Source organism: Pseudomonas sp. LAIL14HWK12:I1, assembly GCF_003202095.1.
Classification (GTDB): domain Bacteria; phylum Pseudomonadota; class Gammaproteobacteria; order Pseudomonadales; family Pseudomonadaceae; genus Aquipseudomonas; species Aquipseudomonas monteilii.
In genome coordinates this window covers 590009-616571 of the sequence record NZ_QJKG01000001.1, presented here as the reverse complement: position 1 = coordinate 616571, position 26563 = coordinate 590009, and the positions used below count along the sequence as shown (strand labels likewise).

Sequence of the window (26563 nt, the reverse complement as noted above, 5' to 3'; positions counted from 1 at the left end):
TTGCTATGCAAGAGAACCTGAAAATGACCGCCGAAACCCGTATCCACGAACTGCGTGCCGAGCTCGACCAGCACAACTACCGCTACTACGTGCTCGATGAGCCCAGCGTGCCGGATGCCGAATACGACCGCCTGTTCAACGAGCTGAAGGCGCTTGAAGCCGAGCACCCGCACCTTGTCACACCCGACTCGCCCACCCAGCGTGTCGGCGGTGCTGCCCTGGCCGCCTTTAGCCAGGTGCGCCATGAAGTCCCGATGCTCAGCCTGGGTAACGCTTTCGAAGAAACCGACCTGCGTGAGTTCGGCCGCCGCGTTGTAGAAGGCCTCGATCAGCCTGGCGCGGTCGACTACAGCTGCGAACCCAAGCTCGACGGCCTGGCCGTGAGCCTGCTGTACCGCGATGGCCAGCTGGTGCAGGGCGCTACCCGTGGCGATGGCACCACCGGCGAAGACATCAGCGCCAACGTGCGCACGGTGCGCAACATCCCGCTCAAGCTGCAGGGTGAGGGCTGGCCGGCGGTGCTGGAGGTGCGCGGCGAGGTGTACATGAGCAAGGCCGGTTTCGACCGGCTCAATGCAGCCCAGGCAGAAGCCGGTGGCAAGACGTTCGCCAACCCGCGCAACGCCGCCGCCGGCAGCCTGCGCCAGCTGGATTCGAAAATCACCGCCAGCCGCCCGCTGGAGTTTTGCTGCTATGGCGTTGGTCAGGTGTCTGAAAGCATCGGCGACAGCCATATTGGCATCCTTGAACAGCTCAAAGCCTGGGGGATGCCGATCAGTCGCGAGCTCAAGCATGCGGCAGGCATCGAAGAATGCCTGGCCTACTACCGCGACATCGGCGAGCGACGTAACAGCCTGCCGTATGAAATCGATGGTGTCGTGTTCAAGGTCAACAGCCTGGCCGCCCAGCGCGAGTTGGGCTTCCGTGCGCGTGAGCCACGGTGGGCGATTGCCCACAAGTTCCCGGCCATGGAAGAGCTGACCGAGGTGCTGGACGTCGAATTCCAGGTTGGCCGCACGGGGGCGGTAACGCCTGTCGCGCGCCTGAAGCCGGTCAAGGTTGCGGGGGTGACCGTGTCCAACGCCACCTTGCACAACATGGACGAAATCGCCCGCCTGGGCCTGCGCATCGGTGACACGGTAATCATTCGCCGTGCCGGTGACGTGATCCCGCAGGTGATGCAGGTGGTGCTGGAGCGTCGCCCGGAAGATGCCCGCCCGGTCGAGGTGCCGAGCGCGTGCCCGGTGTGTGGCTCGCAGGTCGAGCGTACTCAATTGGTCAAACGCAGCAAGGGCAAGGAAACCACCAGCGAAGGCGCGGTGTACCGCTGCGTTGGCCGCCTGGCCTGTGGCGCCCAGCTCAAGCAGGCGATCATTCACTACGTGTCGCGCCGTGCCATGGATATCGATGGCCTGGGCGAAAAGAGCGTCGAGCAACTGGTGGACGAAGGCCTGATCGGCTCGCCGGCAGACCTGTACAAGCTGGAGTTCGACCAGATCGTTGGCCTGGAAGGTTTCGCCGAAGTGTCCAGCAAGAAGCTGCTGGATGCCATCGAGGCCAGCAAGCGCCCGGCCTTGTCGCGGTTCATCTACGCTTTGGGCATTCCGGATGTAGGCGAAGAGACTGCAAAGGTGCTGGCCCGCTCGCTGGGCAGCCTGGCGCGCGTGCAGCAGGCATTGCCGCAGGTGCTCACCTACCTGCCGGACATCGGCCTGGAGGTTGCCTACGAGATCCACAACTTCTTTGAAGACGAGCACAACCGCAAGGTCATCAAGCAACTGCTCGATAGCGGCATGCAACTGCAGGACGAGGGCGAACTGGCTGCCGAATTCGCCGCCAGCACCACCCTCGCCGGCATGATTGCCAAGCTCGACATTGCCTCGGTCGGCCCGACCGGGGCCGAGAAGCTGGTGGCCAAGCTCGACACCCTGGAAAAGATCATCGCCGCCGACGGCATCGACCTGCGCCAGGCCCTTGCGGCCAAGCAGGCGGATGCCGTGCGTGAGTTCTTCAAGAATGAAGCGAACCAGAAGCTGGCGCGGGACATCGAAGCGCAGTTGCTGGCGTTCGGCATGCACTGGACCAGCGAGAAGAAGGTGGCCGAAGGTTTGCCGCTGGCAGGCCAGACCTGGGTGCTCACCGGCACCCTGGAGCGCATGAGTCGCGACATCGCCAAGGACAAGCTGGAAAACCTGGGGGCCAAGGTGGCGGGTTCGGTGTCTGGCAAGACCCACTGCGTGGTGGCCGGGCCAGGGGCGGGGTCCAAGCTGGCCAAGGCTGCCGAGCTGGGGGTGAAGGTGCTGGACGAAGATGCCTTTGTCACCTTCCTGGCCGGGCAGGGGGTCACGGTTTAAAGGCCGGCGCGCGTTTCTTGTGGGGGCGGGTTTACCCGCGAAGAGGCCGGGGCTGCCACGTCAGCCCTGACAAGTCATTGAGAAATGATGACTTTTTCTCCCGCTAGAGGTTGTATCTGCCCCCAAGAACGGTACAATGGCGCCACTCGCTGTTCAGCGAGGCATGTAGTGGTGGCCCCATCGGTCCCCCCGCATTGATTACCCGTTAACCTGGTCAGGCCCGGAAGGGAGCAGCCATAGCGGGAACATCGAGTGCCGGGGTGTGGCTGGTGGGGCTGCCTCCATTACGCAAGTCCTTGAATTCTCAAGGATTTCTCTCTCAAAAATCTCGAAGTGTGACAGCGTTTAGGTACACCAAAGTGGTGCATCGCAAGCGGCATGCTATCGTCTGCCTATCGTTTCTTCAACCTTCCTCTGGTTTGCCTCTTTGTGGCTACTGGCTATTGGATCAGTACTTACGCTGAACCTCTGGTGGGCGTGAAGATCAGCACTGCAGTATCGGTGAGCCCTCCAAGCAAGCTGCTTAGTGGCTGGGGAGGCTGAGCATATGGAGAGATGAATGGATCACGCACGCATTTACGACTCCCTCGTAACGAAAGCTAAAGGCCGGGGCCTCAACAAGGCGGAACATACAGGTTACTTCGAGATTCACCACATCGTGCCTCGATGCAAGGGGGGGAGTGATGCGAGGAGTAACTTGGTAATGTTCACGGGCCGGGAGCACTACATCGCACACATGTTGCTGTGGAAGATGCATCCAAGTGATTACCTTCTGTTGTACGCCGCATTCATGATGGCGAATGTCGATTCACGCAACGGCGGCAAAGTCAATTCCAGGTTATATGCTGCCATCCGTGAAGAGTTCGCTCGCGTTAAGTCTGAAACAACGGAAGGCATGATGACCAAGCAATTGGTAGGTGTCCGTAACCACAGGCTACTGGTTGTCAGTGAGGCCGGATACCGTCGCAATGCTAGGGGTCAGAAAATGGCGAAATGGAATTGCGTTTGTGATTGCGGCGTAAAGCGCGTTCTCCTTACCAAGGAAGTGAGCCCTGACTGCGAAGGCTCCTATAAGTCCTGTGGCTGCCTGAAAGCTGATACAGCAAGGTTAGGCGTGGGCGATAAGAACCCTTTCTTTGGCAGAAAGCACTCGGACTCTGCCAAGGCGAAGATGCGGGAAAAACGCCTCGGGAAGATGCCAGCCAACGCTGGAGTTCCCAAGTCCGATGCTTGTAAAGCAAGGATCTCTGCAACCAAGCGGGCGAGAGGACAGCTACCTTGGGAGCACCCGTCAATCGTAACCAATATCGATAACATGACTATCTGGCGCTCAGCTAATGCGTTGCACGCCTTTTGGGTGGCGCTCCGCAAACCCGCGTTTGTAACGTTCTCGATACAGTGCAACCGGCTCTATGGAACAAACCACATCAGTTCCAAGTTCAAAACCCTCGTTGCTAAATTCTCCGAAGGGTGGATTCCTGCTCAGGATAGCGCTTGGCTAGAATTCATAAAATAGATTTTCGCCTCAGAACGGCATGGCCTTCGGTGTGCTTCAGTTGCCATATGCGCTGAATGCAAGGATTCAGGCTAGCGCTCCGGTCTTCAAGATTGACGTAACTGACAGGTCATAGCTGGCACTACAGTGCGCTTGGAATTTCCTGGGCAATATGCCATTATGATTGGCAAAAAATGCGCCAGGGAATATACGCATGGCTTATAGCTTATCAAGAATGACAGTATATGCACTCCTTAGTGGTCTTGAGGAAGATCTCAGGGGGGTGATTAAAAGTCGCTTGGGGAGTGAGTTGTATAGCGACCCAAAATTTGATCAGCAATTGATTTCTAGGTGTCGAGCACGCCTCGAAAAAGATGTTGGCAGTGCTTACGATGAGCCGACTCTTGATAATTTGATTGATTACTTTGATTTGGGTGATACATTTCAAATTATTAATTCAAATCAGGCTAGTTTTGACATTGGGTTTAGTCAGGCTATAAAGGCTAAGACTCGTCAATTCGAAAAAATAATTCCGGTTCGTAACCGGGTTATGCATATTCGCCCGTTGAACTTTGATGACCTGCCTTTAATATCAGACTTCTGTGCGGAATTAATTAAAGAGAATTTCCATAGGTGGGAAAATTTACAGGATACTTTTGACCGCCTTCAAGATGATCCGAGCTTCGTGCTCGATCTGAAAATTCCTGTCGTTGATTCTGATGTAGATACAATTCCGCATAACTTGCCGCTACCAGACTTCGACGAGACAGGTCTGATTGGGCGGGATGCGGTTGTTAAGCAAGTAAAAAAGCTTTGTCTTGGTGGGTTTCCGGTTATATCAATTGTAGGTGAGGGTGGCGTTGGTAAAAGTGCTCTGGCGTTAAAAGTCGCTTATGAGCTTTTGGAGGAAGAATCCAAGCCGTTTGATGCGGTTGTGTGGGTTACTTCGAAGACCACCCAAATCACTGTTAATGAAATTCGTGACATTAAAGGGGCAATCACAAGCTCTATCGGCGTTCTTCAAGAAATCTCTTCGCAACTGAGTGGCATCGAGACTGTTGATCCGCTTGCTGAAATTGTAGAGTATTTGGGTACATTCAAGATTGCTTTGTTTATCGATAATCTTGAAACCATTATGGATCAAACCATACATTCATTTGTCAGTTCGTTGCCAGATGGTAGCAAAATTATAATTACATCTCGAATAGGTCTTGGAGCCTATGAGTACCCCATAAAATTGGGCGGGATTGAAGAAGGATATGCTGCGAAGCTAATTCGTACTCTTGGTCAGCTTAGGAGTGTGAAGAGTATTGCTACGCAAGATGAAAATACGCTTCGTAGATATGCTAACCGTATGTATTTGAATCCAGGTTACATAAAGTGGTTCGTTAGTGCGGTGCAGACAGGTGTGGCCGCTGAAACGGTATTGCAGAATTCATCGCTTTTCCTTGAGTTCTGTATGAGTAACGTATATCAGTTTCTTTCTCAGGATGCTCGCGATCTAACCAGCACCATGCAATGTGCTCCAGGTTGGAAGGATATCGCGGAGTTGTCATATCTGTCGGGTTTCGAGGCAATCAGAATTCAAAAGGCGCTGCAAGAATTAATGACCACTAATATGCTGGCGGAATCTTCAAAGCCAACCGGGGGTAGTATAAAAACTACTTACCAGCTAGCTGAGTTAGCCAGAGCATATTTGAATAAACATCATCGTCCTTCCAATGCATTTCAGCAGAAAGTTAAGGCTAATCGCAATAAGCTTAATTCTGTAGTTGAGATGAGAAGTGCGACAAATGGTAATAAGTACTCACCGCTTAATATAAAAGTTCGTTCGAAAGCGGATCGTGTAATTGTAAAAATGCTTCACGACGCTATGAAGCACTTGCGGGCGGCGGCAAATGAGCCAGCTTATGAAATACTTGAAGAGGCAAAAAGACTGGCTCCAGATTACTTTGAGGTGCCCAGGGTTTTGGCATATTTCCATCAGAAAAACGGAAATTACCCGGAGGCAAGGGAAAGTCATGAGCTAGCTATTGCTCTAGCCCCCAATACCTCTCAGCTTCATTATTGGTTTGGGAAATTCATTCTTCACGAAGAGGAGTCAGTGGATGAGGCAGTTGAGCAGTTTGAGCTTGCTCGAAAGCTGGATTCCGGGTCTGCGGAAATTGCGATCAGCTTGAGTCGTGGATATATGTTCCAGCATAAGTTCTCTGAGGTGCGAGAATTATTGTTGGAGCTTAGTGGTAAGATTGATCTATTAGATGATGGTTTGAAAAAAATATACTACGACACGCGTGTCCAGTTGAACTATAGGGAGTCTGATTTTAGTTGTCAGAATGGCGATGTTGGGCTAAGTGTGGCAGCTATACGGCGGATGCGGGAGGAATTTGATGCCTTACCCGATATCTATAAAGATACATTTATGAGGTCGAAGCTTGGTAAATCCGTTATCACTGCTCAGCGATTACTGCGGATGACAGCCGGAACGGAAGATTATGCATTCATTTCTGACTTGCTAGATTGGATTAAGCATGAATCTGGCAGGCCCAGGAAGAGTCGGTAAGTAATGCTGGGTCAAGCGTTATAGATGGTGTAAGGCTTGTCGATCTGTTTGATAATGTAGATCGGCAAGCTATATTACGATTGTTGGCGTCTGAGTAGTCATGAGCGTAGGCTGCTTGTCGCTAAAGTAAGCGCATCAGCACTTGCAAAGGAAGCCTGAAACGCTGTCATCGCATTATCGTGAAAGCTCACAGAGTCCCGCTGACGTATCTATGTACTTAATTCTTCGATGGTGAATCTCAAGGCAGTCTGGTTCATGACAGCCTTTCAAAGGGTATCAGCGGCCTTGTCATCCATGCGGTGAAACGTCGAGTGCATGGGTGCGTAGCATTGACGGGCTTGGCGCTGAGTACGTGAATCTTGATGCCTGTTTGAGAAATTATAGTTCCAGTGGGTTGTTGTCTGAGTCATAGCAGGGCAGGCGCGCAGTACTTAACGCTTCTGGCTGGCCCATAGCGAGCTGGACAGCAAAATTTCAAAATATCGCAGGCAGCAAAAAGCCGCCCGAAGGTGACTATGATCGCAGGCGATCTATTGCAGAAGCGATGGCATCAGCATTTGCATCAAGCGCCTGTAGACACGTCATTGTGTTTTCGTGGGCGTTCACAGAGCCTCGCTGCCTAATCCATGTGCTGACTTCTTCGATGGCTGCTCTCAAGGCAGTCTGGTTCATAAGCAACAATTCCAACGTGTTCGCTATTACTGCGTCCCGGTCTTCCATGGTGTGCTCACTCTAGGGCTGATACCGCAGCGTAGGGGCTTAGAGCGTCTTGCTCCAGCGGTTTTTGATTCTGGCCCCCTTACTCCAGGGGTAGTTGTCCGGCCTTCTCCAGGGCCTCTTTCTTGTCCATCCAGGGCTGGTAATCCGTTTCGGTGAGGTCAGGACCATTGGGCATGTTGGATTGCTCAATCTTCTCATCGAGGATTGCATATTCCTTACTGAAAGCCTCATGGGCCGCGTCCAATGCGTTCAACTGTCTAACCTTCTGCACTGTCGTAGTACTGCACTTCAAAAGCTCAGCCACCTTCCTGATACTCTTTCCATCTGCCAGTAGTTCACTAACCCGCTTGTGCAGGTCAAGGTTAGCCGGACGGCCTTTGTAAGCACCGTCCGCCTTGGCTTTATCGATGCCCTGGGCCTGACGGCGGCGACGGTCTTCATAATCTTTGCGGGCCACTACAGCGAGTATGTCGAGCAACATACCGTTCACTGCCGCGATCATACCCTTGGTGAAATCGTCCAATCCCTCAGTGGGCTTCAAGGCCGCATGGCTTGTGCTCAGGTCTAGCGACACTACAGTCACTTTCTTTGCTGCGATCTTCGCTTTCAGCAACGCCCAATCGTCCTGACTAAGCCTGGAGAGTCGATCTACACCTTCGATCAACAGCACATCACCTTCGTGGCTATCGTCCAGCAGACGGAACAACTGGGGGCGGTCGAGTTTGGCGCCGCTGGCGTTCTCGATGTAGAAAGCAGCGATCTTATGGCCTCGCTCTACAACGAAGTCGATCAACGATTTCTTTGCCCGCGTTGCGTCTTGTTCGGAAGTCGAAGCTCGAAGGTAGGCCCGGATGAACATGGTGGGGACTCTGTGTCAGTTTGGGTGTATCACATACTAGTGTGTCACATAAGGTCGGTAAAGGTATTTAATGACACGATTTCAAGGGCACTTTGAGCGGGTTTCTAGCCACTTCGCTTGTGGTGCATGAAGCACACCCTAACCCACACAGTGAACAGTAGGTCGTGGATGTACTAGAACACATCAACTGGGCAAAAATAAGGAAGGATTCTCATGCATGTGCGTAAAGCACTTCTGGCTGTGGTCATCGCTCTACCAGGCTATGTCCAGGCGGGTGGATTCAGCTCTGATCAACTCTGCAAGGCAGCGATATCCATGGAAATGGGGCGGCCAGTAGGCACCATGAAAACGATGCGACTGGGTGAGGTGCCCGAAATAAGCTACAAGCGCCCTGATGGTGATCGTTTTCGTTACAGATGCAAGGTAGTCGGGGATCGGATCATCTGGTCAGCCTTCTTTACTGACACTGCCGGTTGGGGGCGTTGGCGTGAAGGTGAGTGGGATGCTGCACTAACGTTTGCGGTAGCGGGTGAAACCCTCCATGTAACTTCTTCAGAAACGGGTCTGACTCAAACCTTTACCAAGGCTGACTTCTGAAAGCAGCGGGCAGAGTAGCAAGTAAGTACCGCATAACCATGTATTTCATGTGGTTAAAGGCTAGCTGGGAGCGTATGGCTAAACCCAATCCTCCGCAATGCCAATGAATTCAGGGCGTGCGATGAAAATTGCTGGTCGTAGGGGCGCATGCTGCCAGTGCCGACGGTAGTTAACTGGTAGTTACGGGATTAGTTTTTGAGCGAATCATAGACCTTCAAACAAGGCGGAAATGCTCACGCCGAGGGCGTCAGCCAACACCTTGATTGCGTTGATGGACGGGTTGGCACCACCCGTTTCGATGCGAGACATGTAGGTTCGGGCGAAGCCGCACCGATCTGCGAACGCTTCCTGGCTCATGCCCATAGCCATACGCAGCACCCTGACTCGGGTGCCGAATTGCTGCTGGAGCGCTGGTGAATGGGGAGGTGCAGGCATTCCCCGATGGTCAGGGAGTGTGCTTTAATCGTGAACACACTAATCGTGACATTCAGGCCAGTTAGGCATCCTAAGCGGTGCCCCACACGGATTCTGTAGGTCAGTCCACGGTGTACGGCGTCGATGCCCAGTCCAAGGCAGTCGTCGGGTAAGTCAGCGAGTCCAGTTAGTCGGCAAGTCCAGCGAGTTGAGCAAGTCCCGCAAGACCCAAACCATGCGTATTCAACAAGCTGCTATGCAGAGGACGACTGATGACTGATCAAAATGTAGCCAATGACCAAATGGTACGTGTTCCACGGTACGCCTTTGAGGCGTTGGCGGCGTATACCGCCCTGAATGAGGATAAGGTAGCAGTGATGCTTCTTCTCCTGATGCGTATGGACAGTAACCGTGCGGTGAGTATCGACACCACGCTGCTACCTGATTTTCTTACAGTCCGGGAGGAGCGGGTGCACCGGGCAATCTCAAGCCTCATCGAGTACGGCTGGGTGGAGTCGGTTGATGAAAACGCAATGCGGCTTGGGGTACTCAAATGCGTTGTGCATTCGGCATTCACTGACTCGGATTTCCAGGCTTTGAAACAAGTCCTCGCTAACCACCGGTTTTCGTTTGGGGTTTGAGAGGTGCACCCTGACTTACCTCGACAATTTCGGTTAGCCAGATAAACAGCACCCAGCGGTGGTTGTGGAGTGTTCGCAATGCAGCACTGCCATAGCCCCTGCTGGCCTTACATTCCATACCCTAATCCGACGATACCGTTTATTCCATGCCTCAGTGCGTGGCAGGTACAAGCGTTGGCACATGAGGGTTCGACCATGTACAGGAAGTAGATGATGAAATTGACGTTCCAAAGCTTGTTTGTAGCTGGTGCACTGCTGCTGTCAGGTTGTGATGACTCAACTTCCAAGGCACGGATTGCATTGGAGGCGCAGATGACTGATCCCCAGTCTGCACAGTATCGAAATGAGCAGGTGAAGCCGTGGGGTGTTGTTTGCGGTGAAGCAAACGTAAAGAACTACGCTGGTGGTTACATCGGATTTACTCCGTACATTGCGTTTCCAATGGATGGGGAAGATTGGAAGGCGGTGGTTATGGATGAAAAAAATTATGATTACGTTAGTCCCCTGTGTGCCAAGTCACCCATTGAGTTGTACAAGGCACAGGTCTTATCAGAGTCGGAGAAGGGCTGGTATGTCATGCTGGTGCCATCACCAGATTATCATGGTTTTTTGGACCCTCAGGATTTGGCTAAATTGAATGAGCTTGGCTACAAGGTCATCGTTTCGAAGGTAGGCAAAGGATACCTTGGCCCGTTCAAGAATAAGAAGTCTACTGAAATTGTCGGATACTCTATGGCTGTTGGGGCAGGTGTAGGTTGGTTCTCGTCCGAGTGGATGTTCTAGTAGAGCGTGCAGTATAAAGTTTAGTTTGGATAGTGGGGTAGTTAGAATACCTCAGTCCACCCAGGGTGAATTGCAACGTGCCGTTGCGGATTGATGTTAATGTTGTTAGCTTAAAGCTTTGTTAGAGGCTGTGGAGCAGGAACCATAGCTCACTATCTCAAGTTGATAAATTCTAAGTAGGTATGCTGTGACGTATGCGTCACGGATCGATATGTTAAGCTAATTACCTCTGGAGGTGGGGAGGGTGAGCCCCCTCCTTCCTGCTCAATTTGACGTTGTTATCGTGCCTTCGGCACATATTTATTTAGCTGTGACGCTTGCGTCACCGCGAGATATTACTAAGTTATCAGCTCAGGCTTGGGGTGTAACCTTTCCTAAAAAATCTTTTAGGATATGTTACAGGTCATGCTGCCATCATTGTCTGTTTGAGCTTCGCAATTTTTGCCCTTGATACACCTGTTAGCTTGTTAATTGTCACTGCGCTTTCATTCAGATTCAGTAGCTTCATGACTTCTGCTTCTTTTTCTATGTGCAGTGTTCTTCCATCGCTTGGCATAGGTAACGAATCTGCCAGTGACCAACAAATAACTGCGTTAGGAAAGTATGTGGACTTAAAGTATTCTGCAACTCGGTAATCAGGAACGTAGAAAGTGATCTCATCCGTGTTGCTTGGAAGGCGTACAGCGGAACGAGTAGCTACTTGTAGTGCTGGCTCAAGCAGCCTGGTAGTGATATAGGCTTCTTTAAAGTCAACGTTGTAGGTGTCTTCTAGGTAATCCAGTCCAGCTTTGTCCGAGGGGCTTGGATTGCCTCCAAATAGGATGATTGCTTCCGTTGCATGTGTGTACTGGTTGAGGCCTCTGCAATCTTTGGGCAGGTAATAGACATTGGGTGCGTGTTGGAGGTTGGCCCAATTATTTGCTGATAGTAACGGAGTGGATTTGATGTGCTCCATGATTAGTTTGAGTGCAACGTTTATTAGAGTGTCGTCGTTATGGTGATGAAGCATTTTGGTTTTGCTGAAAATTTGTCCATTTCTCATGATAGGATAAATTTTAATGTTGCATGTGTAGAGCAAGCGTTCGGGGGTGAGGGATGAGTCCACGAAATCAAATTTGTTGGCCCTGGCAAGCACGTAAAATTCGGTATTTACTATGTTGGCAGCAAGGATGTGACTCTCGCCAGCTGATGATAGAATATTCCACCACGACTTAATCTCTTCTACTGCGCGTACATGCCGTTTTGTGTTGCGTTGCATCTTGTCGATGAAAACTTTAACGCCCATTAGTAATAGGCGAAATACTTGTGCTCCGGAATTGCTAAGTGTCGAACAGTCCGTTCCATTAGCGTCTGACCTGTTTGTCGATAATTGCTGTTCTACGTTATGCTGCTCTCCCTCCTTGATCCATAATTGGCCGTCCTTTTCGTCAAGGTAATCAAATAGGCGTTTAAGCTCTAGAGGGTCCAAGGGATAGTCGTGGTACTCAACGACCTTTGGGAGTTCATCTATGATAACAGTCCAGCAAGCTAGTAGTTTTGGGTTTACCTTTTTTAATGATTCCTGTGTGCATATAATAAAGCAATCAGTCTTTTCCCGTAATGCCTGCTCTAGGCAGTCAACTACACGCCTCTCGCAACCATGGTAGATGGCTTGGTGCGATAGGTTAGCTTCTGATGCTCGAAATACTAATTCCTTGATTAGGGTGATAGTTGGTAGTGCGAGAACTAGCAGCTTTCCGTTCTGTGTTAGTTCGGGGATGTTGTCGAGAAGTTTTTGCGTTTTCCCTGAGCCTGGTGCTGCGATAGCGGTATAAATGGTTTTGTTTTTTTGCATGATGTATTTGAATTTTTGGTTTCGTGTTGCTCTATGATGTGATTTTCGTGTTATTTGGTTAAAAGTTTACCGCCTGTGCTCAGTCGGCATGGGTGAGTAAATTAATAAGATCGGAGATTGAGCTTCGGTGCTGTGGCCTGATGATACTGGGTTGAATGTGGGCGTCAACAGGAACTTAATGGTGCGATTGTGGCCTGAATGTGAACTTCTGAGGTTATTGCTTTGGTCTGGCTTTAATGTTTACATTCGCCTTTTGCTGGCTGTTTAATTGCATTGGTTGCTTCATGCGGTGAGATTTCTGGTGTTTCCATGGGTAGTTTTTGCTCTACCTGGGAGGGATAGGCAGCGGCGCTTGGGCCAGCCAGAAAGGCCGGCGTTCTCCTTGGTATCGGGGTCAGTGGTGTCTCATCATTACCCGGATTCGCAGCCAGAGAGCCGCCACCGCTTTGTCTTGCACGAGGGATGACTACAACCTTATATGCGACAACGCGTCCAGCATCGCCCTGATGGGGTTACGGCTCCCATAGACGCTGAATGTCACCGCTGCATCTTCGTGCCCGGCGATACGTTTGATCAGAGAATCCTGCACCCCGGCATCCCGTAGGTCATCAATGAGGGTATGGCGGAAGCTGTGGAACGTCTTGCGGCCATCGGTGACGCCCTGTTTTGTTTTGTAACGACCAAACCACTTTGATGGGGCATGGCCCAGCTTGCCTCGAACGGCTTGCAGATCAGGAAACACCCGATCAGCACCGGTAGCTTTGACCGATTCAACATGCTGGAGCAGGCCTAGGTTGAGCAGTGTAGGGTGCAAAGGAATCACGCGACGGCTGCTTGCGTTCTTGAGGTTCTGGCCAGCACCGTTGTCATCAATGCGGATGCACTGGACACCCTGTTGTTCGATAAAGTCATCGACGCGCAATTGGCAGAGTTCTTCCAGTCGTGCCCCCGTGGCTCTCCCCAGCAATGGAAGCCAAAAGCGCCAGGGATTCTTGCGGGCTTCTTTTCGCAATACCTCATGATCTAGTAGGGCTACCAGATCGTGACGGTCGAATGACAGGCGCGCTTCTTTTGCCGACCCGGTCATGACCTTCATGCCAGCCAGAGGATTGTCAGTAACGTACCCGTTCGCTTTGCACCAGTTCATGAACGCAGTGAGCTTGCGTAATCGGTTATTGATCGTGACGGCAGTGATGGTCTTGTACGTGCTGCCTGACTCAACCACCTGCTTCAACGTTTTGTCCTTGAACTCCGGGCGTAGGGCGAAGTATTGGGGGCAGCGGCTGAGTCGTTCTTTCAGTAGGCGGGCTTGTTGAGCATCAAAGGCCACCGCAGGCATGTCACCTATCAGCTCGAACAGGTCGGCTAGTGCACGTTCCACATCGTCGATACTGCCTTGCCGCCATGTGCCACCGCGTTTGCCTTCCTCTATGTAGAGCTTTGAAAGGGTTGCCAGGGTAGCGCCGCCACTTGTTGGCTTTGCTGTGGGCCCCATAGCTTGCTGTGGTGCAGCGCGAGGGGTTGGCATGGGTGATGACTCGCACCATTGCACGCAAAGCATACGCAGCGTTTCCGGAGGTGTTAGGGGGTGCTCGCTCAGGTGGCTGTTAACCCGCTGAGCTAAGGAGGTCGCGAGATACAAAGCTGCTTGCCGTTCTCGCACTCGGAGGGATATACGGAGGGTGTGCCTGTTCGGAAACAGGTGCTTTGGCAGTCGAAGGTTCAGGTAGTAAACGGACTGGCGGCGGACGATGTAGGCCATGAATGAACACCAGAGTGGACCAGTAAAGTGGACCAATTGAGTGGAACAATTCTGGTCACACCCCGAGTCCTGAGCGAACGTGCTTGGTGTTTGCACGGGTAGATGACGATCCACCTCATCAGCCTGTAACCCTTGACCCATAAGGTCCGCATTGATTCCCGAGCATGCTTGCATGCGACCTGGTCAGGCCCGGAAGGGAGCAGCCATAGCGGGAACATCGAGTGCCGGGGTGTGGCTGGTGGGGCCGCCTCCATTTCCGGGGTCGGAAAACCTCAAACTGCGGCGAACGCCTTCTTACTTTCCTGCTTGTCGTCCAGTGCCCCTGCCGCAGAGAGCTTCATCAGCCTTTGGAATTTCGGGCATGCCAAATGATCTTCTTCCGGACATTGCGCTGCGTGCCGCAAGCCCTTGCTCATCGCCTGTAACCGCTTGATCCGCGCATCCAGCTCGTCCGCCTTGGCCATCAGCACCTGCCGGTCGACTTGCAAGTCCACCAGCATTGCCCCCACTTCATCCAGCGAAAACCCCGCAGCCTGCCCCAGGGCGATCAGCGCCAGCCGGTCCGCCACATCGGCTGAAAACTGCCGCCGTTGGCCGTGCCCGGCGAGTGACTTGAGCAAACCTTTCTTTTCGTAGTAACGCAGTGTCGAGGCGGGTACGCCTGTGCGTTTGGCGACGTCGGCAATGTCCATTTAGGGCCCTTGACTTGAAGTTGACTTCAACTTCTATGCTGCGCGTCATGGTCATGACCGTCAATCTTCGAGGGCTTGTTCTATGACGATTACTGCGATGTTTTCAGCTGCATTGCCGATTGGCATGGGTGCCACGGTGGTGATGGACGTGTGGGGGCTGCTGCTGCGGCGCTTGGGTGTTGCCACGCTTGATTTCGCCATGGTCGGGCGTTGGGCGGGGCATTTGCTTAACGGTCGTGTACTGCATCAGGCGATTGCCAAAGCCGAACCCGTGCGAAATGAGTTGGCGTGGGGATGGGTGATTCATTACGCCATCGGTGTGCTGTTCGCAATGCTGCTGGTTGTGATCGTAGGGGAGGGCTGGTTGCTGTCGCCTACTTTGTTGCCTGCAGCAGTTGTTGGCGTGGGTACGGTCGTGGCACCGTTGTGCTTCATGCAGCCGGCGATGGGCGCGGGATTCTTTGCGTCCAGGACGCCGAAGCCTGCGCAAAACTGTCTTAAGAGCCTGGCCACGCACCTTGTGTTTGGCGTGGGGATGTTCTTGAGTGCGGGTTTGCTGGCGTTGGTATGAGGACAAGGTGCTCGGTCAGAGCGAGCGCACGATCAGCATGCCTGCTACCAGCAGTACCCCTGTAGAGATTGCGCCGAGGTAAAACAGGAGTACACCTGTCCAGGGCGAAGACGCTCTGAGGTTGCGCATTTCTTCGGCAAACGCTTCCGCTTCACTCAGTGCGTTTCCAGTGTGATCCTGGGTGGCGCGGCGCATTGGCTGCTCCTTGTGGCTGGATTAATCAAAACTCAGAGCTTGCTGGCCAGTGCCATGATGCCAACGATGGTGGTGATAACGGCTGAGCCTGTTGCGATTGGGTACCAGAACGCCTCCTGCCTGAGCTTACGCGCTTCTGCTACAAATTCCTGTGTCTCGGCCCTTAACTTGCGGCCCTCATTTTGTAACTTCTCAAGTTCGAGGTGTGCACAATCATCTTGAAGCATCGGATTGTCTTTTCAAGTGGCGGCGAAGGTGCCTTGGTCGGGGCCTGACTATGGTGCAATCAGGGACAAGGTTGGAATCGCCGTCTTCCAACGGATGGTGTAGTCCATTTCCCCCTCAAGCCTAGTTTCCACAAGAAGACAGTTTTCCCAAAATGGCATGTCAGGTGTGCAGTGGTCAGGGGCGAACTACAGAAATGGGCGCCTGGTATCCTGCTCCCCCATAACGCTGCATTATCCGCTCGACCTCCCCCGATTGCTTCAGTCGCACCAGCGCCCGCAGCACTCCCTGGGTCGGTATCGCCGGGTCATTGCGCACCATGCACGCCAGGTCCTGTTCCTCCAGCACTGCCAAGCCCTGCAGTTGCTGTTCCGACGGCAAGCCCTGGTTGAACCACTGCAAAGACAGTTGATTGCTCACTGCATGCCGGTACCGCCCCGCATGCAGTTTCTGCAGCACCAGCAACTGGCTGCGGCTGTCTTCACGACGCAACTGGCCCTGATCCAGCAGCGGTTGCAGGGTCGAGTAGGTGTAGCCCAGTACCGTGCCGATAGCCTGGGGTGGCAGTTGCTCCGGGGGCATTGGGGTGCTGTCGCCGACACGCCCCACCAACACGTCACGCTGGTGTATCAGCGGGATACTCCAGACAAAATCCCCGGGGCGGTCATTGAACCACTGGGTGCTGACATAGCAGCGCACATCGATATCGCCGTTGTTCATGGCCTCCTGCAGGCGAAGGCGGGCCATGACGTGATACTGGGGGCGTACGCCCACTTCCTTGGCCAGCGCTTGTATCAGGTCATACACCAGGCCTTCCACCGGCTGGTCGCCTTCTATGCGTACTAGCGGCATGCTCCAGCTCTCTGCAACGGAGAAGCGCAGCACGGGCTGTTCAGCCAGGCTGTGCATGGGCCAGAGCAGTAGCAGGGCCAGCAAACTTCGCAAAGGCGTATCCTCCCTGAACAACGCGCCTGCCTCAAAGCTTAGACGACTCGCGCAGGGTGCAATTTTGCCCCCGCTCCGCTAGCATTAGCGCTCTTCCGCTCTATCAGGCTACGATGGTTTTTCGATGAGTTATCAGGTTCTTGCACGTAAATGGCGTCCGCGCTCGTTCCGCGAAATGGTCGGCCAGGCCCATGTGCTCAAGGCCTTGATCAATGCCTTGGACAACCAGCGCCTGCACCACGCCTACCTGTTCACCGGTACCCGCGGCGTGGGCAAGACGACCATCGCCCGTATCATCGCCAAGTGCCTTAACTGCGAAACCGGCATCACCTCCACGCCGTGCGGCACCTGTTCGGTGTGCCGGGAGATCGACGAAGGCCGTTTCGTCGACCTGATCGAAATCGACGCCGCCAGCCGTACCAAGGTCGAGGACACCCGCGAACTGCTCGACAACGTGCAGTACGCCCCGAGCCGTGGGCGCTTCAAGGTCTACCTGATCGACGAAGTGCACATGCTCTCGACGCACTCGTTCAACGCCTTGCTCAAGACGCTGGAAGAGCCGCCGCCCTACGTCAAGTTCATCCTCGCCACCACCGACCCGCAGAAACTGCCGGCCACCATCCTGTCGCGCTGCCTGCAGTTCTCGCTGAAAAACATGAGCCCGGAGCGGGTGGTGGAGCACCTCAGCCACGTACTGGCTGCCGAAAACGTGCCGTTCGAACCGGATGCCCTGTGGCTGCTGGGCCGCGCGGCCGATGGTTCGATGCGTGACGCCATGAGCCTGACCGACCAGGCCATCGCCTTTGGCGAAGGCAAAGTGCTGGCCGCTGATGTGCGGGCGATGCTTGGCAGCCTGGATCATGGTCAGGTTTATGGCGTGCTGCAGGCCTTGCTGGAAGGCGATGCCCGGGCGTTGCTGGAGGCCGTGCGCAACCTGGCCGAGCAAGGGCCGGACTGGGCTGGCGTGTTGGCCGAGATGCTCAATGTGCTGCACCGCGTGGCCATTGCCCAGGCGCTGCCCGAAGCCGTGGACAACGGCCAGGGCGATCGCGAGCGGGTACTGGCGCTGGCCTCGGCGCTGCCGGCCGAAGACGTGCAGTTCTATTACCAGATGGGCCTGATTGGCCGCCGAGACCTGCCGTTGGCCCCGGACCCGCGCGGCGGCTTTGAAATGGTGCTGCTGCGCATGCTGGCGTTCCGCCCGGCCGATACCGACGACGCGCCGAAACCGGTGCTAAAGCCAGCGGGGATCAGCCAGGCCACAGCTGATCCTGCAACGCCGGTGGCAGCGCCAGCGGTAGCCGTGGCGCCGCCTGTCACGGTTGCGGCAGACCCTGTTCTGCCGGCTGTGGCGCCGCAGGCCCAGGAACCTGCGACGGTCGAGCCTGCGCCCCAGCCTGTGGTCGAGCCCGTTGTGGTAGCCGAACCTGTTCCGGTCGCAGAGCCCGAGCCCGAACCTGAGCCTCAAACCGAAGCTGAGGCAGAGGAGGTGCTCGACCTGCCGTGGGAGGCGCCTGCAACGGCCGTCGCGCCGGTCGTGGCTGAGCCTGCTGCAGCACCTGTTACCCCGGTGGCGCCCCAACAGGCCGCGCCGGCCCATGACCTTGAGCCGCCTTTCGATCCGTCCGCCTACGCTTCAGTAGGCATGGACCGCGATGATGAGCCGCCGTTGGACGAAGATTATTACGGTGGCGAAAGCGACCCGGTCGGCTTCAGCTACCTGGACGAGCTGGCCGAGCACATCCAGGAAGAGACACCCAAGCCATTGGCCGAACCGCTGCCTGCGGCCAAACCGGCCACCGGCCTTGCCCTGCAATGGCTGGAATTATTCCCGCAGTTGCCTGTGTCCGGGATGACAGGCAACATCGCGGCAAACTGTACGCTGATTGCCGCCGATGGCGACGACTGGCTGTTGCACCTGGACCCTGGCCAAGGTGCGTTGTTCAACGCCACTCAGCAGCGACGCCTGAACGAAGCGCTCAACCAGCACCTGGGGCGCACGCTGAACCTGCGCATCGAGTTGATCCTGCCCGAGCAGGAAACCCCGGCCCAGGCCGCCGCGCGCAAGCGCGCCGAGCGCCAGCAGGACGCGGTCACCTCGATCGAGCAGGATCCGTTGATCCAGCAGATGATCAAATTGTTCGGTGCCAAGGTGCGGCAGGATACTATTGAGCCTGTAGAGGCCCTGGCCAATCAGGGCCAGTAACGGATAACCATGCGGCCGGCCCTGCGCCGGGCCGCATCACATGACCCAATCGAGGTATACCCCCATGATGAAAGGTGGCATGGCCGGCCTGATGAAGCAGGCCCAGCAGATGCAGGAAAAGATGCAGAAGATGCAGGAAGAGCTGGCCAACGCTGAAGTCACCGGCCAGTCCGGCGGTGGTCTGGTGAGCGTGGTGATGACCGGTCGTCACGACGTCAAGCGTGTCAGCATCGACCAGAGCCTGATGTCGACCGACGAGGACGACAAGGAAGTGCTGGAAGACCTGATCGCCGCCGCGCTGAACGATGCGGTGCGCAAGGTTGAGCAGAGCAGCCAGGAAAAGATGGGCGGCATGACGGCTGGCATGCAACTGCCGCCGGGCTTCAAGATGCCGTTCTAAGGGCATTGCCATACCGAAAACCGCCGCTGAATCCAGCGGCGGTTTTTTTTGCAAAGATTTCACCCACGGCGCGGTCTACTGATTTGACGCCACTGCCCTCGCTGGGTATAAACCGCCTCTTATTGAATTGTCAGGCCTTTCTCATGAGCTTCAGCCCCCTCATCCGCCAACTGATCGACGGCCTGCGTATTCTGCCCGGTGTCGGCCAGAAAACCGCCCAGCGCATGGCCCTGCAACTGCTCGAGCGCGACCGCAGTGGCGGGCTGCGCCTGGCCCAAGCGTTGACCCAGGCCATGGAAGGTGTAGGCCATTGCCGTCAGTGCCGTACCCTGACCGAGCAGGAGCTGTGCCCGCAATGCGCCGACACACGCCGTGATGACACCCAGCTGTGCGTGGTCGAGGGGCCGACCGATGTGTATGCAGTGGAGCAGACCGGCTACCGTGGTCGTTACTTCGTGCTCAAGGGCCACCTGTCACCGCTGGACGGCCTGGGGCCGGAGGCGATTGGCATTCCGCAACTGATGGCGCGTATCGAGGAGCAGGGCACCTTTACCGAGGTGATCCTGGCGACCAACCCGACGGTGGAGGGGGAGGCGACAGCGCATTACATTGCGCAGTTACTGGCTGAGAAGGGGTTGGTGGCTTCGCGGATTGCCCATGGGGTGCCGCTGGGTGGTGAGCTGGAGATGGTAGATGGTGGTACCTTGGCCCACGCTTTTGCGGGACGTCGGCCGATTTCGCTCTGATTTAATATTGCCGGGGCCGCTTTGCGGCCCATCGCCGGCAAGCCAGCTCCCACAGGATCACCTCAGGCCTGAAGGCAGCGCTGTACCAGTGGGAGCTGGCTTGCCGGCGATTGGGGCGCAAAGCGCCCCTTGGATACTCAGTATTCGCTGAGGGAAAATTCGGTCAGGCAGAAGGTAGGCACGCCTGCCGCCTGCAACCGACGCGACCCGTCCAGCTCTGGCAGGTCAATGATCGCCGCCGCCTCGAACACCTGCGCCCCGGTACGGCGTACCAGGTTGGCCGCCGCCAGCAAGGTACCGCCCGTGGCGATCAAGTCATCGAAGATCAACACCGAATCCCCTTCGCACAGGCTGTCGGCATGCACTTCCAGGAAGGCCTCGCCGTACTCGGTCTGGTAGCCCTCGCTCAGTACGTCAGCCGGCAGTTTGCCTTGCTTGCGGAACAGGATCAGCGGCTTGTTCAGCTGGTGTGCGATGATCGAACCAATCAGAAAGCCCCGCGCATCCATGGCACCAATATGGCTGAACTCGGCCTCGACATAGCGCTCGATGAACTGGTCGGCCACATAGCGCAGCCCGCGCGGCGACTGGAACAGCGGGGTAATGTCGCGGAAGATCACGCCTGGCTTGGGGAAGTCCACTACCGGGCGGATGAGGGCTTTGAGGTCGAAGGTGTCGCTGTGCATTGTTGCGGGTATCCTGGAAAAACGAATGCCCAAGTATACCCGCTAAACGCTGGCCTCAGGCCTCGATTGCACCACCGGCCAGCGCACACAGCTGGATTGGGTCGAGAATGTGCACTTCCTTGCCTTCGGCGCGGATCAGGCCATTCTGCTGGAACCGGGTGAACACCCGCGAAACGGTTTCCACCGCCAGGCCCAGATAATTACCGATTTCGTTGCGCGACATGCTCAGGCGGAACTGGTTGGCCGAATAGCCGCGGGCGCGGAAGCGCGCCGACAGGTTGACCAGGAAGGTGGCAATGCGCTCGTCAGCGGTTTTTTTCGACAGCAGCAGCATCATTTGCTGGTCGTCGCGGATTTCCCGGCTCATGACCCGCATCAGCTGGCGGCGTAGCTGCGGCAGCTGTACCGACAGCTCGTCGAGGCGCTCGAAGGGAATCTCGCACACCGAAGTGGTTTCCTGAGCCTGCGCCGATACCGGGTAGGCCTCGGTGTCCATGCCCGACAGCCCGACCAGCTCGCTGGGCAGGTGGAAGCCGGTAATCTGCTCTTCGCCGCTGTCACTGAGGCTGAAGGTTTTCAGGGCGCCGGAACGTACCGCGTAGACCGAGCCGAAATTGTCACCCTGGCGGAACAGGAACTCGCCTTTTTTCAGCGGACGGCCGCGTTTGACGATTTCATCCAGTGCATCCATGTCTTCCAGGTTCAGCGAAAGAGGCAGGCACAGGGGGGCCAGGCTGCAGTCCTTGCAGTGGGCCTGGTTGTGTGGGCGCAGTTTGACTGGCTCGGACATTTGAATCGATCCTTGTGGGAAAGCACACATAAGTCGTAAGGGTAACCTACGACACAGGGTGTAGGCCAGTGTGCGCGTTTTTGGTGCGCACTGGCGAAACCCCGGCAGGTGCCCTGCCGGGAGTCTTTGTGCGCCCATAGTGTGCCCGGCAAGGAAACTTGTCCATGCGGTTGAACGCCTCGGTTTTCAGATCACCCGCGAGAAGCGCTGGCGGTTTTGCATGGCCAGGTAGGCGTCGAACACCATGCAAACCGAGCGTGCCAGCAAGCGGCCCGCCGGCAAGATGCGGATGCCTTTGTCGTCCAGGCTGATCAGGCCGTCGCGCTGCAAGGTCAGCAGCTCGGGCCAGAGGTCGTTGAAGTAACCGCGAAAATCAAGGGTGAAGGCTTGCTCGATCGGCTCGAAGTCCAGCTCGAAATGGCAAATCAGTTGCTGGATCACCGCACGCCGCACGCGGTCGTCGTGGTTGCACAGCAGGCCGCGCTGGGTGGCCAGCTGTGCGTTGGACAGGCTGTCCTGGTAGGTGTTGAGGTCGCTGCTGTTCTGGCAGTACAGGTCGCCGATCTGGCTGATGGCCGACACGCCCAGGCCAATAAGGTCGCAATGCCCGTGGGTGGTGTAGCCCTGGAAGTTGCGCTGCAGGGTGCCTTCTTCCTGGGCAATGGCCAGCTCGTCGTCGGGCAGGGCGAAGTGGTCCATGCCGATGTAGCGGTAACCGGCGGCGGTCAGTTGGTCGATGGTGGCGTGCAGCATCTCCAGCTTGGCCGCCGCGCTGGGCAGGTCGTTGTTGTCGATACGCCGCTGCGGCATGAAGCGCTCGGGCAGGTGGGCGTAGTTGAACACCGACAGCCGGTCGGGCTGCAAGCGGATCACCTCTTCGACGGTGCGGGCAAAGCCTTCCGGGGTTTGCTTGGGCAGGCCGTAGATCAGGTCGAGGTTGATCGAGCGGAACTGCAACGTGCGTGCAGCTTCGATCAAGGTACGGGTTTGCTCAAGGCTTTGCAGGCGGTTGACCGCACGCTGCACGGCCGGATCAAGATCCTGCACGCCCAGGCTGACGCGGTTGAAACCCAGCTCGCGCAGCAGGCCCATGGTCGACCAGTCGGCTTCGCGGGGGTCGATTTCGATGCCGTAGTCGCCAGAATCGTCGTCCAGCAGGTGGAAGTGCTGGCGCAGGGTGGCCATCAGCTGGCGCAGTTCCACATGGCTGAGAAAGGTCGGCGTGCCGCCGCCAAAATGCAGCTGTTCAACACGTTGTTTAGGGGCCAGGTGGCAGGCGATCAGCTGGATTTCCTGCTCCAGGCGCTGCAAATAGGGCGCAGCGCGGGCGCGGTCCTTGGTGATGACCTTGTTGCAAGCGCAGTAGTAGCAGATGTTGGCGCAGAACGGCACATGCACGTACAGCGACAGCGGGCGCACGGCTCGACGGCTCTCGCGCAGGGCATGGAGCAGGTCGAACGAGCCCACCTCGCTGTGCAGTTGCACGGCGGTCGGGTAAGAGGTGTAGCGTGGTCCGGCCAGATCGTAGCGGCGGATCAGGTCGGTATCCCAACGTAGGTCGTCGAGCATGAGGGCGGTCCCCGGAAAGAGCAGCAGTGCACCGGAGTCTATGGCCGTCTGTAGGAAACTGTGTTGATTTGTATCAAGGGCATTGGGGCGTCAAAGCAGCGCCCATCAATGCCCCATCAGCCAATGCTGGTGCGGCCCGGGCAGGGTCCACACCCCAAACAGCATCACCAACACCCCGCCAGCCACCCGCACACTGCGCCGTCTCAACAAAGCGTTTACCCGCTCCGCCGCCAACCCGGTAGCCAGCAGCACTGGCCAGGTCCCCACCCCGAACGCCAGCATCAACGCCGCGCTATACCCGGCGTTGCCTTGGCTTGCCGCCCACAACAGGGTGCTGTACACCAACCCGCACGGCAGCCACCCCCACAGCGCGCCCAGCAGTAATGCCCGGGGCAGGCTGGATACCGGCAGCAAGCGCGAAGCGACCGGCTGGATGTGCCGCCACAGGCCCCGGCCCAGCGCTTCGATGCGGGTCAGCCCGCTCCACCAGCCGGCCAGGTACAGGCCCATGGCAATCAGCAGCAGTGCCGCCAGCACCCGCAGTGCCAGTGCTGCCGGGCTGCTGGCCACGGCCCAGCCGGCCAGGCCCAGCAACAGGCCGGCACAGGCATAGCTGGTAATGCGCCCGAGGTTGTACGCCAGCAGCAGGCGCAAGCGCCGGCCACGCTGTTCGGGCGGGATGGCCAGGGTCAGCGCGCCCATCAGGCCGCCGCACATACCCAGGCAATGGCCGCCGCCAAGCAGGCCAAGGACCAGTGCCGAGCCTAGCAGGGGAAGCAGGTCAGGCACGGGGTGGTGGTTCCTTGTCGGTGTCGGCCTGCGCGTCTTCAGGCTTTACCGCCGCCTGGTGGCGCGGGTCCTGGTCGTCGAAGAGGATGCTATGGGCGGGGCCTTCGAGGTCGTCGTACTGGCCGCTGTCCACCGCCCAGAAGAAGATGTACACGGCCACGCCGACCAGCAGCAAAGCGGCGGGGATCATGACATAGAGGGCGGGCATGGCGACTTCCTCCCGGGCAGGGGTGCTTCGGTTTTCGGCAAGGCTGCTGCCGGGGGCATGCGGGTCAGGCGCAGGGCATTGAGCACCACGATCAGCGAGCTGACCGACATGCCGATGGCGGCCCACACCGGGGTAATCCAGCCGAGCGCGGCAAACGGCAACATCAGGCCATTATACAGCGACGCCCACAGCAGGTTTTCGAGGATATTGCGGCGGGTGCGGCGGGCCAGGTCGAAGGCCTGCACCAGTGCCTGAAGGCGGTTGGACAGCAGCACGGCATCGGCGCTGGTCTTGGCAAGGTCCGTGGCACTGCCCATGGCGATGCTGATATCGGCGGCGGCCAGCACTGGCACGTCGTTGACCCCGTCACCCAGCATCAGCACCTTGCTTCCGGCTGCCTGCAGCGCTTTCAGCCGGTCCAGCTTGTCGTCCGGGCGCAGGCCGCCAATGGCCTGGTCGATACCCAGCTGCGCGGCCACTTCGGCGACCATCGGCGAGCTGTCGCCCGACAGCAGCAGCGTACGCCAGCCACGGGCCTTGCAGGCGGCGAGCAGGGCAGGGGCATCGTCGCGCAGACGGTCGTCCAGGCCGAACCAGGCCAGCGGCCCCTGGCGGTCACCCAGCAGCAACCACTGGCCGCGCGGTTCCGGCACGCCGGGGATCTCCGCGCCGCTCAGGGCGCAGACGAAGGTGGCCTGGCCAATGCGCAGGCGCTGGCCGTCCACCAGGCCTTCCAGGCCCAGGCCGGGTAAGGTCTGCACATCATCCGCGGGTGTGGCGGTGCGGCCAAAGGCGCGGGCGATGGGGTGTTCGGAGCGGTTTTCCAGCGCGGCTGCCAGGGCCAGGCAGCGGTCGGCGGGCAGGCTGCCGAGTGGGCGGATGCTGCGCAGGGTAAGGCGGCCTTCGGTCAGTGTGCCGGTCTTGTCGAAAATCACCGTGTTGATCTGGTTCAGGCCTTCCAGCACATGGCCACGGGTGACCAGCAGGCCGAGCTTGTGCAGGGTGCCGGTGGCGGCGGTCAGCGCCGTTGGCGTGGCCAGGGACAGCGCGCAAGGGCAGGTGGCTACCAGCATCGCCAGCACGATCCAGAACGCGCGCGCCGGGTCCAGATACCACCACCACAGGCCGATGGCCACGGCGGCCAGCAACGAGAACAGCAGGAACCACTGCGAGGCCCGGTCGGCGATTTCGGCCAGGCGTGGTTTTTCGGTTTGCGCACGTTCCAGCAAACGCACGATGGCCGACAGCCGCGAATCGTGGCCCAGTGCTTCAACCTCCACGTTCAGCGTGCTTTCGACGTTCAGCGTGCCGCCGGTGACCCGCTCACCCACCCGGCGCGGTTGTGGCAGGTATTCGCCGGTCAGCAACGATTCATCCACACTGGAGCGGCCTTCGACAATGCGCCCGTCGGCGGGGATCACGGCGCCCGGCAGTACTTGCACCGTGTCACCGCATTGCAGTTCGCTGAGCAGGATGCGTTCGCTGCGGCCGATGGTATCCAGGCGCAGGCACGAGGCTGGCAGCAGGTTGACCAGTTGCGCGGTGGCGGCGGCAGTGCGTTCGCGGGCGCGGCGCTCCAGGTAGCGGCCGGTGAGCAGGAACAAGGCGAACATACCCACGGTGTCGAAATACAGCTCTCCACTGCCGGTGATGGCGGTCCAGATGCCGGCGCCGAAGGCCAGGCCAATGGCCAGCGACACCGAAACGTCCATGGTCAGGTGGCGGGTGCGCAGGTCGCGTGCTGCGCCTTTGAAGAACGGCGCGCAGCTGTAGAACACGATGGGGATGGTGAGAAACAGCGCCACCCAGCGCAGGATGGTGTGCAGTTCAGGCGACAGGTCGATGTTGAATTCCGGCCAGGTGGCCATGGTTGCCATCATTGCCTGGAACCACAGCAGCCCGGCCACGCCCAGGCGGCGCAGGGCGCTACGGTTCTCGCGGGCCAGCTGTTCGGCCGCCTGGTCGGGTTGGTAGGGGTGGGCGGCGTAGCCGATCTGGCGCAGCTCGGCCAGCAGGCGGGAAAGCGGCTGTTGCTTGTCGTCCCAGTTCAGCAGCAGGCGGTGGTTGGACAGGTTCAGACGGGCTTCGGCGACGCCGGGCAGGTTGCGCAGGTGTTTTTCGATCAGCCAGCCGCAGGCGGCGCAGCTGATGCCTTCGACCAGCAGGGTGGTTTCGGCCAGTTCGCCCTGGTGGCGCACGAAGCTTTGCTGCACGTCGCTACGGTCGTACAGGGCCAGCTCGTCTTGCAGCTGTTTGGGCAAGGCTTCGGGGTTGGCGCTGTTGTCGCTGCGGTGCTGGTAGTAGTGCTCCAGGCCACCGGCTACGATCGACTCGGCCACCGCCTGGCAACCGGGGCAGCAGAACTGCCGAGGCTGGCCAAGGACCACGGCGGTGAAGCGGCTGCCAGCGGGGACGGGCAGGGCGCAGTGGTAGCAGGGGGTGGGTTGGGTCATAAGTCGAACACGCATTGGCTGACAGGAGCGGACCCTGTGGGAGCGGGCTTATCCCGCGAATGGGCC

The 26563-nt window shown here is 57.3% G+C and carries 23 protein-coding genes, 1 other RNA gene and 1 pseudogene; 11 read left to right on the top strand and 14 right to left on the bottom strand.

Translation table 11 applies throughout. The features are described from left to right. Positions 1 to 23: 23 nt before the first annotated feature. The 4 genes from ligA (at position 24) to D906_RS02685 (ending at position 6412) form a co-directional block, all read left to right on the top strand. Entirely contained in the window at positions 24 to 2354 is a 2331-nt protein-coding gene (gene ligA, locus D906_RS02700; protein ID WP_025754776.1) for an NAD-dependent DNA ligase LigA, read from the top strand. 178 nt (positions 2355 to 2532) lie between these two features. Then, positions 2533 to 2629: signal recognition particle sRNA small type (ffs, locus tag D906_RS02695), an RNA gene on the top strand. A 284-nt stretch (positions 2630 to 2913) separates the two neighbouring features. Then, positions 2914 to 3870, top strand: a complete 957-nt coding sequence (locus D906_RS02690) for an NUMOD3 domain-containing DNA-binding protein (RefSeq protein ID WP_097156140.1) — start codon at positions 2914 to 2916, stop codon at positions 3868 to 3870. A 193-nt stretch (positions 3871 to 4063) separates the two neighbouring features. Beyond that, the gene (locus D906_RS02685) at positions 4064 to 6412 is read left to right on the top strand and encodes an NB-ARC domain-containing protein (protein ID WP_097156139.1); all 2349 of its coding nucleotides are present in this window, start codon (positions 4064 to 4066) and stop codon (positions 6410 to 6412) included. A 976-nt stretch (positions 6413 to 7388) separates the two neighbouring features. Here D906_RS02685 and D906_RS02675 read toward each other — a convergent pair. Beyond that, positions 7389 to 7991, bottom strand: a pseudogene (locus D906_RS02675) (recombinase family protein); the annotation flags it as partial. A 213-nt stretch (positions 7992 to 8204) separates the two neighbouring features. On the opposite strand from D906_RS02675, the gene D906_RS02670 reads away from it, so the two are divergent. Next, positions 8205 to 8588, top strand: a complete 384-nt coding sequence (locus D906_RS02670) for a hypothetical protein (protein WP_256579098.1) — start codon at positions 8205 to 8207, stop codon at positions 8586 to 8588. 204 nt (positions 8589 to 8792) lie between these two features. Here the strand turns inward: D906_RS02670 and D906_RS02665 are convergent, their stop codons facing one another. Beyond that, the gene (locus tag D906_RS02665) at positions 8793 to 9023 is read right to left on the bottom strand and encodes a helix-turn-helix domain-containing protein (protein WP_097156136.1); all 231 of its coding nucleotides are present in this window, start codon (positions 9021 to 9023) and stop codon (positions 8793 to 8795) included. A 251-nt stretch (positions 9024 to 9274) separates the two neighbouring features. Here D906_RS02665 and D906_RS02660 point away from each other — a divergent pair, with 251 nt between their 5' ends. After that, positions 9275 to 9643, top strand: a complete 369-nt coding sequence (locus D906_RS02660; RefSeq protein WP_097156135.1) for a hypothetical protein — start codon at positions 9275 to 9277, stop codon at positions 9641 to 9643. Between the two features lie 213 nt (positions 9644 to 9856). Then, on the top strand, positions 9857 to 10426 hold the full coding sequence (locus D906_RS02655) for a hypothetical protein (RefSeq protein ID WP_097156134.1): 570 nt from the start codon (positions 9857 to 9859) through the stop codon (positions 10424 to 10426). Between the two features lie 403 nt (positions 10427 to 10829). Here D906_RS02655 and D906_RS26425 read toward each other — a convergent pair whose 3' ends face one another. The 3 genes from D906_RS26425 to D906_RS02640 form a co-directional block, all read right to left on the bottom strand. Continuing rightward, positions 10830 to 12260 carry a hypothetical protein gene (locus D906_RS26425; protein ID WP_143503488.1) on the bottom strand — a complete coding sequence of 477 codons (1431 nt, stop codon included), beginning with the start codon at positions 12258 to 12260 and terminating at the stop codon, positions 10830 to 10832. A 466-nt stretch (positions 12261 to 12726) separates the two neighbouring features. Then, positions 12727 to 14022: a site-specific integrase gene (locus D906_RS02645; protein WP_097156132.1), complete on the bottom strand. Its 1296-nt coding sequence runs from the start codon at positions 14020 to 14022 to the stop codon at positions 12727 to 12729. A 272-nt stretch (positions 14023 to 14294) separates the two neighbouring features. Next, positions 14295 to 14714, bottom strand: a complete 420-nt coding sequence (locus D906_RS02640) for a helix-turn-helix domain-containing protein (RefSeq protein ID WP_019099550.1) — start codon at positions 14712 to 14714, stop codon at positions 14295 to 14297. An 82-nt stretch (positions 14715 to 14796) separates the two neighbouring features. Between D906_RS02640 and D906_RS02635 the strand changes: the two genes are divergently transcribed. Then, a complete protein-coding gene (locus tag D906_RS02635; protein ID WP_019099551.1) occupies positions 14797 to 15285 on the top strand; it encodes a DUF2938 domain-containing protein in 489 nt (162 codons plus the stop codon). Between the two features lie 15 nt (positions 15286 to 15300). Here the strand turns inward: D906_RS02635 and D906_RS02630 are convergent, their stop codons facing one another. The 3 genes from D906_RS02630 to D906_RS02620 form a co-directional block, all read right to left on the bottom strand. Beyond that, complete coding sequence (locus tag D906_RS02630; RefSeq protein ID WP_019099552.1) at positions 15301 to 15480, bottom strand: hypothetical protein; 180 nt, start codon at positions 15478 to 15480, stop codon at positions 15301 to 15303. Between the two features lie 32 nt (positions 15481 to 15512). Beyond that, entirely contained in the window at positions 15513 to 15707 is a 195-nt protein-coding gene (locus D906_RS02625) for a hypothetical protein (protein ID WP_019099553.1), read from the bottom strand. Positions 15708 to 15882: 175 nt separating this feature from the next. Continuing rightward, positions 15883 to 16650, bottom strand: coding sequence for an ABC transporter substrate-binding protein (locus D906_RS02620; RefSeq protein WP_026020507.1), 768 nt, complete (start codon positions 16648 to 16650; stop codon positions 15883 to 15885). 124 nt (positions 16651 to 16774) lie between these two features. Here D906_RS02620 and dnaX point away from each other — a divergent pair, with 124 nt between their 5' ends. The 3 genes from dnaX (at position 16775) to recR (ending at position 20002) form a co-directional block, all read left to right on the top strand. Beyond that, positions 16775 to 18856, top strand: a complete 2082-nt coding sequence (dnaX, locus tag D906_RS02615; protein WP_019099555.1) for a DNA polymerase III subunit gamma/tau — start codon at positions 16775 to 16777, stop codon at positions 18854 to 18856. A gap of 64 nt (positions 18857 to 18920) precedes the next feature. Next, positions 18921 to 19256 carry a YbaB/EbfC family nucleoid-associated protein gene (locus D906_RS02610; RefSeq protein WP_003254305.1) on the top strand — a complete coding sequence of 112 codons (336 nt, stop codon included), beginning with the start codon at positions 18921 to 18923 and terminating at the stop codon, positions 19254 to 19256. A 143-nt stretch (positions 19257 to 19399) separates the two neighbouring features. Continuing rightward, on the top strand, positions 19400 to 20002 hold the full coding sequence (gene recR, locus D906_RS02605; RefSeq protein WP_027609459.1) for a recombination mediator RecR: 603 nt from the start codon (positions 19400 to 19402) through the stop codon (positions 20000 to 20002). Between the two features lie 137 nt (positions 20003 to 20139). Here the strand turns inward: recR and D906_RS02600 are convergent, their stop codons facing one another. From D906_RS02600 to D906_RS02575, 6 genes are all read right to left on the bottom strand, one after another. Further along, positions 20140 to 20688, bottom strand: coding sequence for an adenine phosphoribosyltransferase (locus D906_RS02600; protein WP_016711710.1), 549 nt, complete (start codon positions 20686 to 20688; stop codon positions 20140 to 20142). A gap of 55 nt (positions 20689 to 20743) precedes the next feature. After that, positions 20744 to 21478 carry a Crp/Fnr family transcriptional regulator FnrA gene (gene fnrA / locus D906_RS02595; protein ID WP_016711709.1) on the bottom strand — a complete coding sequence of 245 codons (735 nt, stop codon included), beginning with the start codon at positions 21476 to 21478 and terminating at the stop codon, positions 20744 to 20746. A 186-nt stretch (positions 21479 to 21664) separates the two neighbouring features. Further along, complete coding sequence (hemN, locus tag D906_RS02590) at positions 21665 to 23047, bottom strand: oxygen-independent coproporphyrinogen III oxidase (RefSeq protein ID WP_016711708.1); 1383 nt, start codon at positions 23045 to 23047, stop codon at positions 21665 to 21667. Between the two features lie 105 nt (positions 23048 to 23152). Beyond that, a complete protein-coding gene (locus D906_RS02585) occupies positions 23153 to 23836 on the bottom strand; it encodes a sulfite exporter TauE/SafE family protein (RefSeq protein WP_027615219.1) in 684 nt (227 codons plus the stop codon). Beyond that, the gene (ccoS, locus tag D906_RS02580; RefSeq protein WP_016711706.1) at positions 23829 to 24044 is read right to left on the bottom strand and encodes a cbb3-type cytochrome oxidase assembly protein CcoS; all 216 of its coding nucleotides are present in this window, start codon (positions 24042 to 24044) and stop codon (positions 23829 to 23831) included. The genes D906_RS02585 and ccoS overlap by 8 nt, the downstream gene beginning before the upstream one ends. Further along, on the bottom strand, positions 24023 to 26497 hold the full coding sequence (locus D906_RS02575; RefSeq protein WP_027615218.1) for a heavy metal translocating P-type ATPase: 2475 nt from the start codon (positions 26495 to 26497) through the stop codon (positions 24023 to 24025). The genes ccoS and D906_RS02575 overlap by 22 nt, the downstream gene beginning before the upstream one ends. Positions 26498 to 26563 lie beyond the last annotated feature (66 nt).

What these genes read in the sequence shown, in the direction of transcription:
- ligA (WP_025754776.1), top strand. Translation starts at nt 24, where the DNA reads ATGACCGCCGAAACCCGTATCCACGAACTGCGTGCCGAGCTCGACCAG.
- D906_RS02690 (WP_097156140.1), top strand. Translation starts at nt 2,914, where the DNA reads ATGGATCACGCACGCATTTACGACTCCCTCGTAACGAAAGCTAAAGGC.
- D906_RS02685 (WP_097156139.1), top strand. Translation starts at nt 4,064, where the DNA reads ATGGCTTATAGCTTATCAAGAATGACAGTATATGCACTCCTTAGTGGT.
- D906_RS02670 (WP_256579098.1), top strand. Translation starts at nt 8,205, where the DNA reads ATGCATGTGCGTAAAGCACTTCTGGCTGTGGTCATCGCTCTACCAGGC.
- D906_RS02665 (WP_097156136.1), bottom strand. Translation starts at nt 9,023, where the DNA reads ATGCCTGCACCTCCCCATTCACCAGCGCTCCAGCAGCAATTCGGCACC.
- D906_RS02660 (WP_097156135.1), top strand. Translation starts at nt 9,275, where the DNA reads ATGACTGATCAAAATGTAGCCAATGACCAAATGGTACGTGTTCCACGG.
- D906_RS02655 (WP_097156134.1), top strand. Translation starts at nt 9,857, where the DNA reads ATGAAATTGACGTTCCAAAGCTTGTTTGTAGCTGGTGCACTGCTGCTG.
- D906_RS26425 (WP_143503488.1), bottom strand. Translation starts at nt 12,260, where the DNA reads ATGCAAAAAAACAAAACCATTTATACCGCTATCGCAGCACCAGGCTCA.
- D906_RS02645 (WP_097156132.1), bottom strand. Translation starts at nt 14,022, where the DNA reads ATGGCCTACATCGTCCGCCGCCAGTCCGTTTACTACCTGAACCTTCGA.
- D906_RS02640 (WP_019099550.1), bottom strand. Translation starts at nt 14,714, where the DNA reads ATGGACATTGCCGACGTCGCCAAACGCACAGGCGTACCCGCCTCGACA.
- D906_RS02635 (WP_019099551.1), top strand. Translation starts at nt 14,797, where the DNA reads ATGACGATTACTGCGATGTTTTCAGCTGCATTGCCGATTGGCATGGGT.
- D906_RS02630 (WP_019099552.1), bottom strand. Translation starts at nt 15,480, where the DNA reads ATGCGCCGCGCCACCCAGGATCACACTGGAAACGCACTGAGTGAAGCG.
- D906_RS02625 (WP_019099553.1), bottom strand. Translation starts at nt 15,707, where the DNA reads ATGCTTCAAGATGATTGTGCACACCTCGAACTTGAGAAGTTACAAAAT.
- dnaX (WP_019099555.1), top strand. Translation starts at nt 16,775, where the DNA reads ATGAGTTATCAGGTTCTTGCACGTAAATGGCGTCCGCGCTCGTTCCGC.
- D906_RS02610 (WP_003254305.1), top strand. Translation starts at nt 18,921, where the DNA reads ATGATGAAAGGTGGCATGGCCGGCCTGATGAAGCAGGCCCAGCAGATG.
- recR (WP_027609459.1), top strand. Translation starts at nt 19,400, where the DNA reads ATGAGCTTCAGCCCCCTCATCCGCCAACTGATCGACGGCCTGCGTATT.
- D906_RS02600 (WP_016711710.1), bottom strand. Translation starts at nt 20,688, where the DNA reads ATGCACAGCGACACCTTCGACCTCAAAGCCCTCATCCGCCCGGTAGTG.
- fnrA (WP_016711709.1), bottom strand. Translation starts at nt 21,478, where the DNA reads ATGTCCGAGCCAGTCAAACTGCGCCCACACAACCAGGCCCACTGCAAG.
- hemN (WP_016711708.1), bottom strand. Translation starts at nt 23,047, where the DNA reads ATGCTCGACGACCTACGTTGGGATACCGACCTGATCCGCCGCTACGAT.
- ccoS (WP_016711706.1), bottom strand. Translation starts at nt 24,044, where the DNA reads ATGCCCGCCCTCTATGTCATGATCCCCGCCGCTTTGCTGCTGGTCGGC.
- D906_RS02575 (WP_027615218.1), bottom strand. Translation starts at nt 26,497, where the DNA reads ATGACCCAACCCACCCCCTGCTACCACTGCGCCCTGCCCGTCCCCGCT.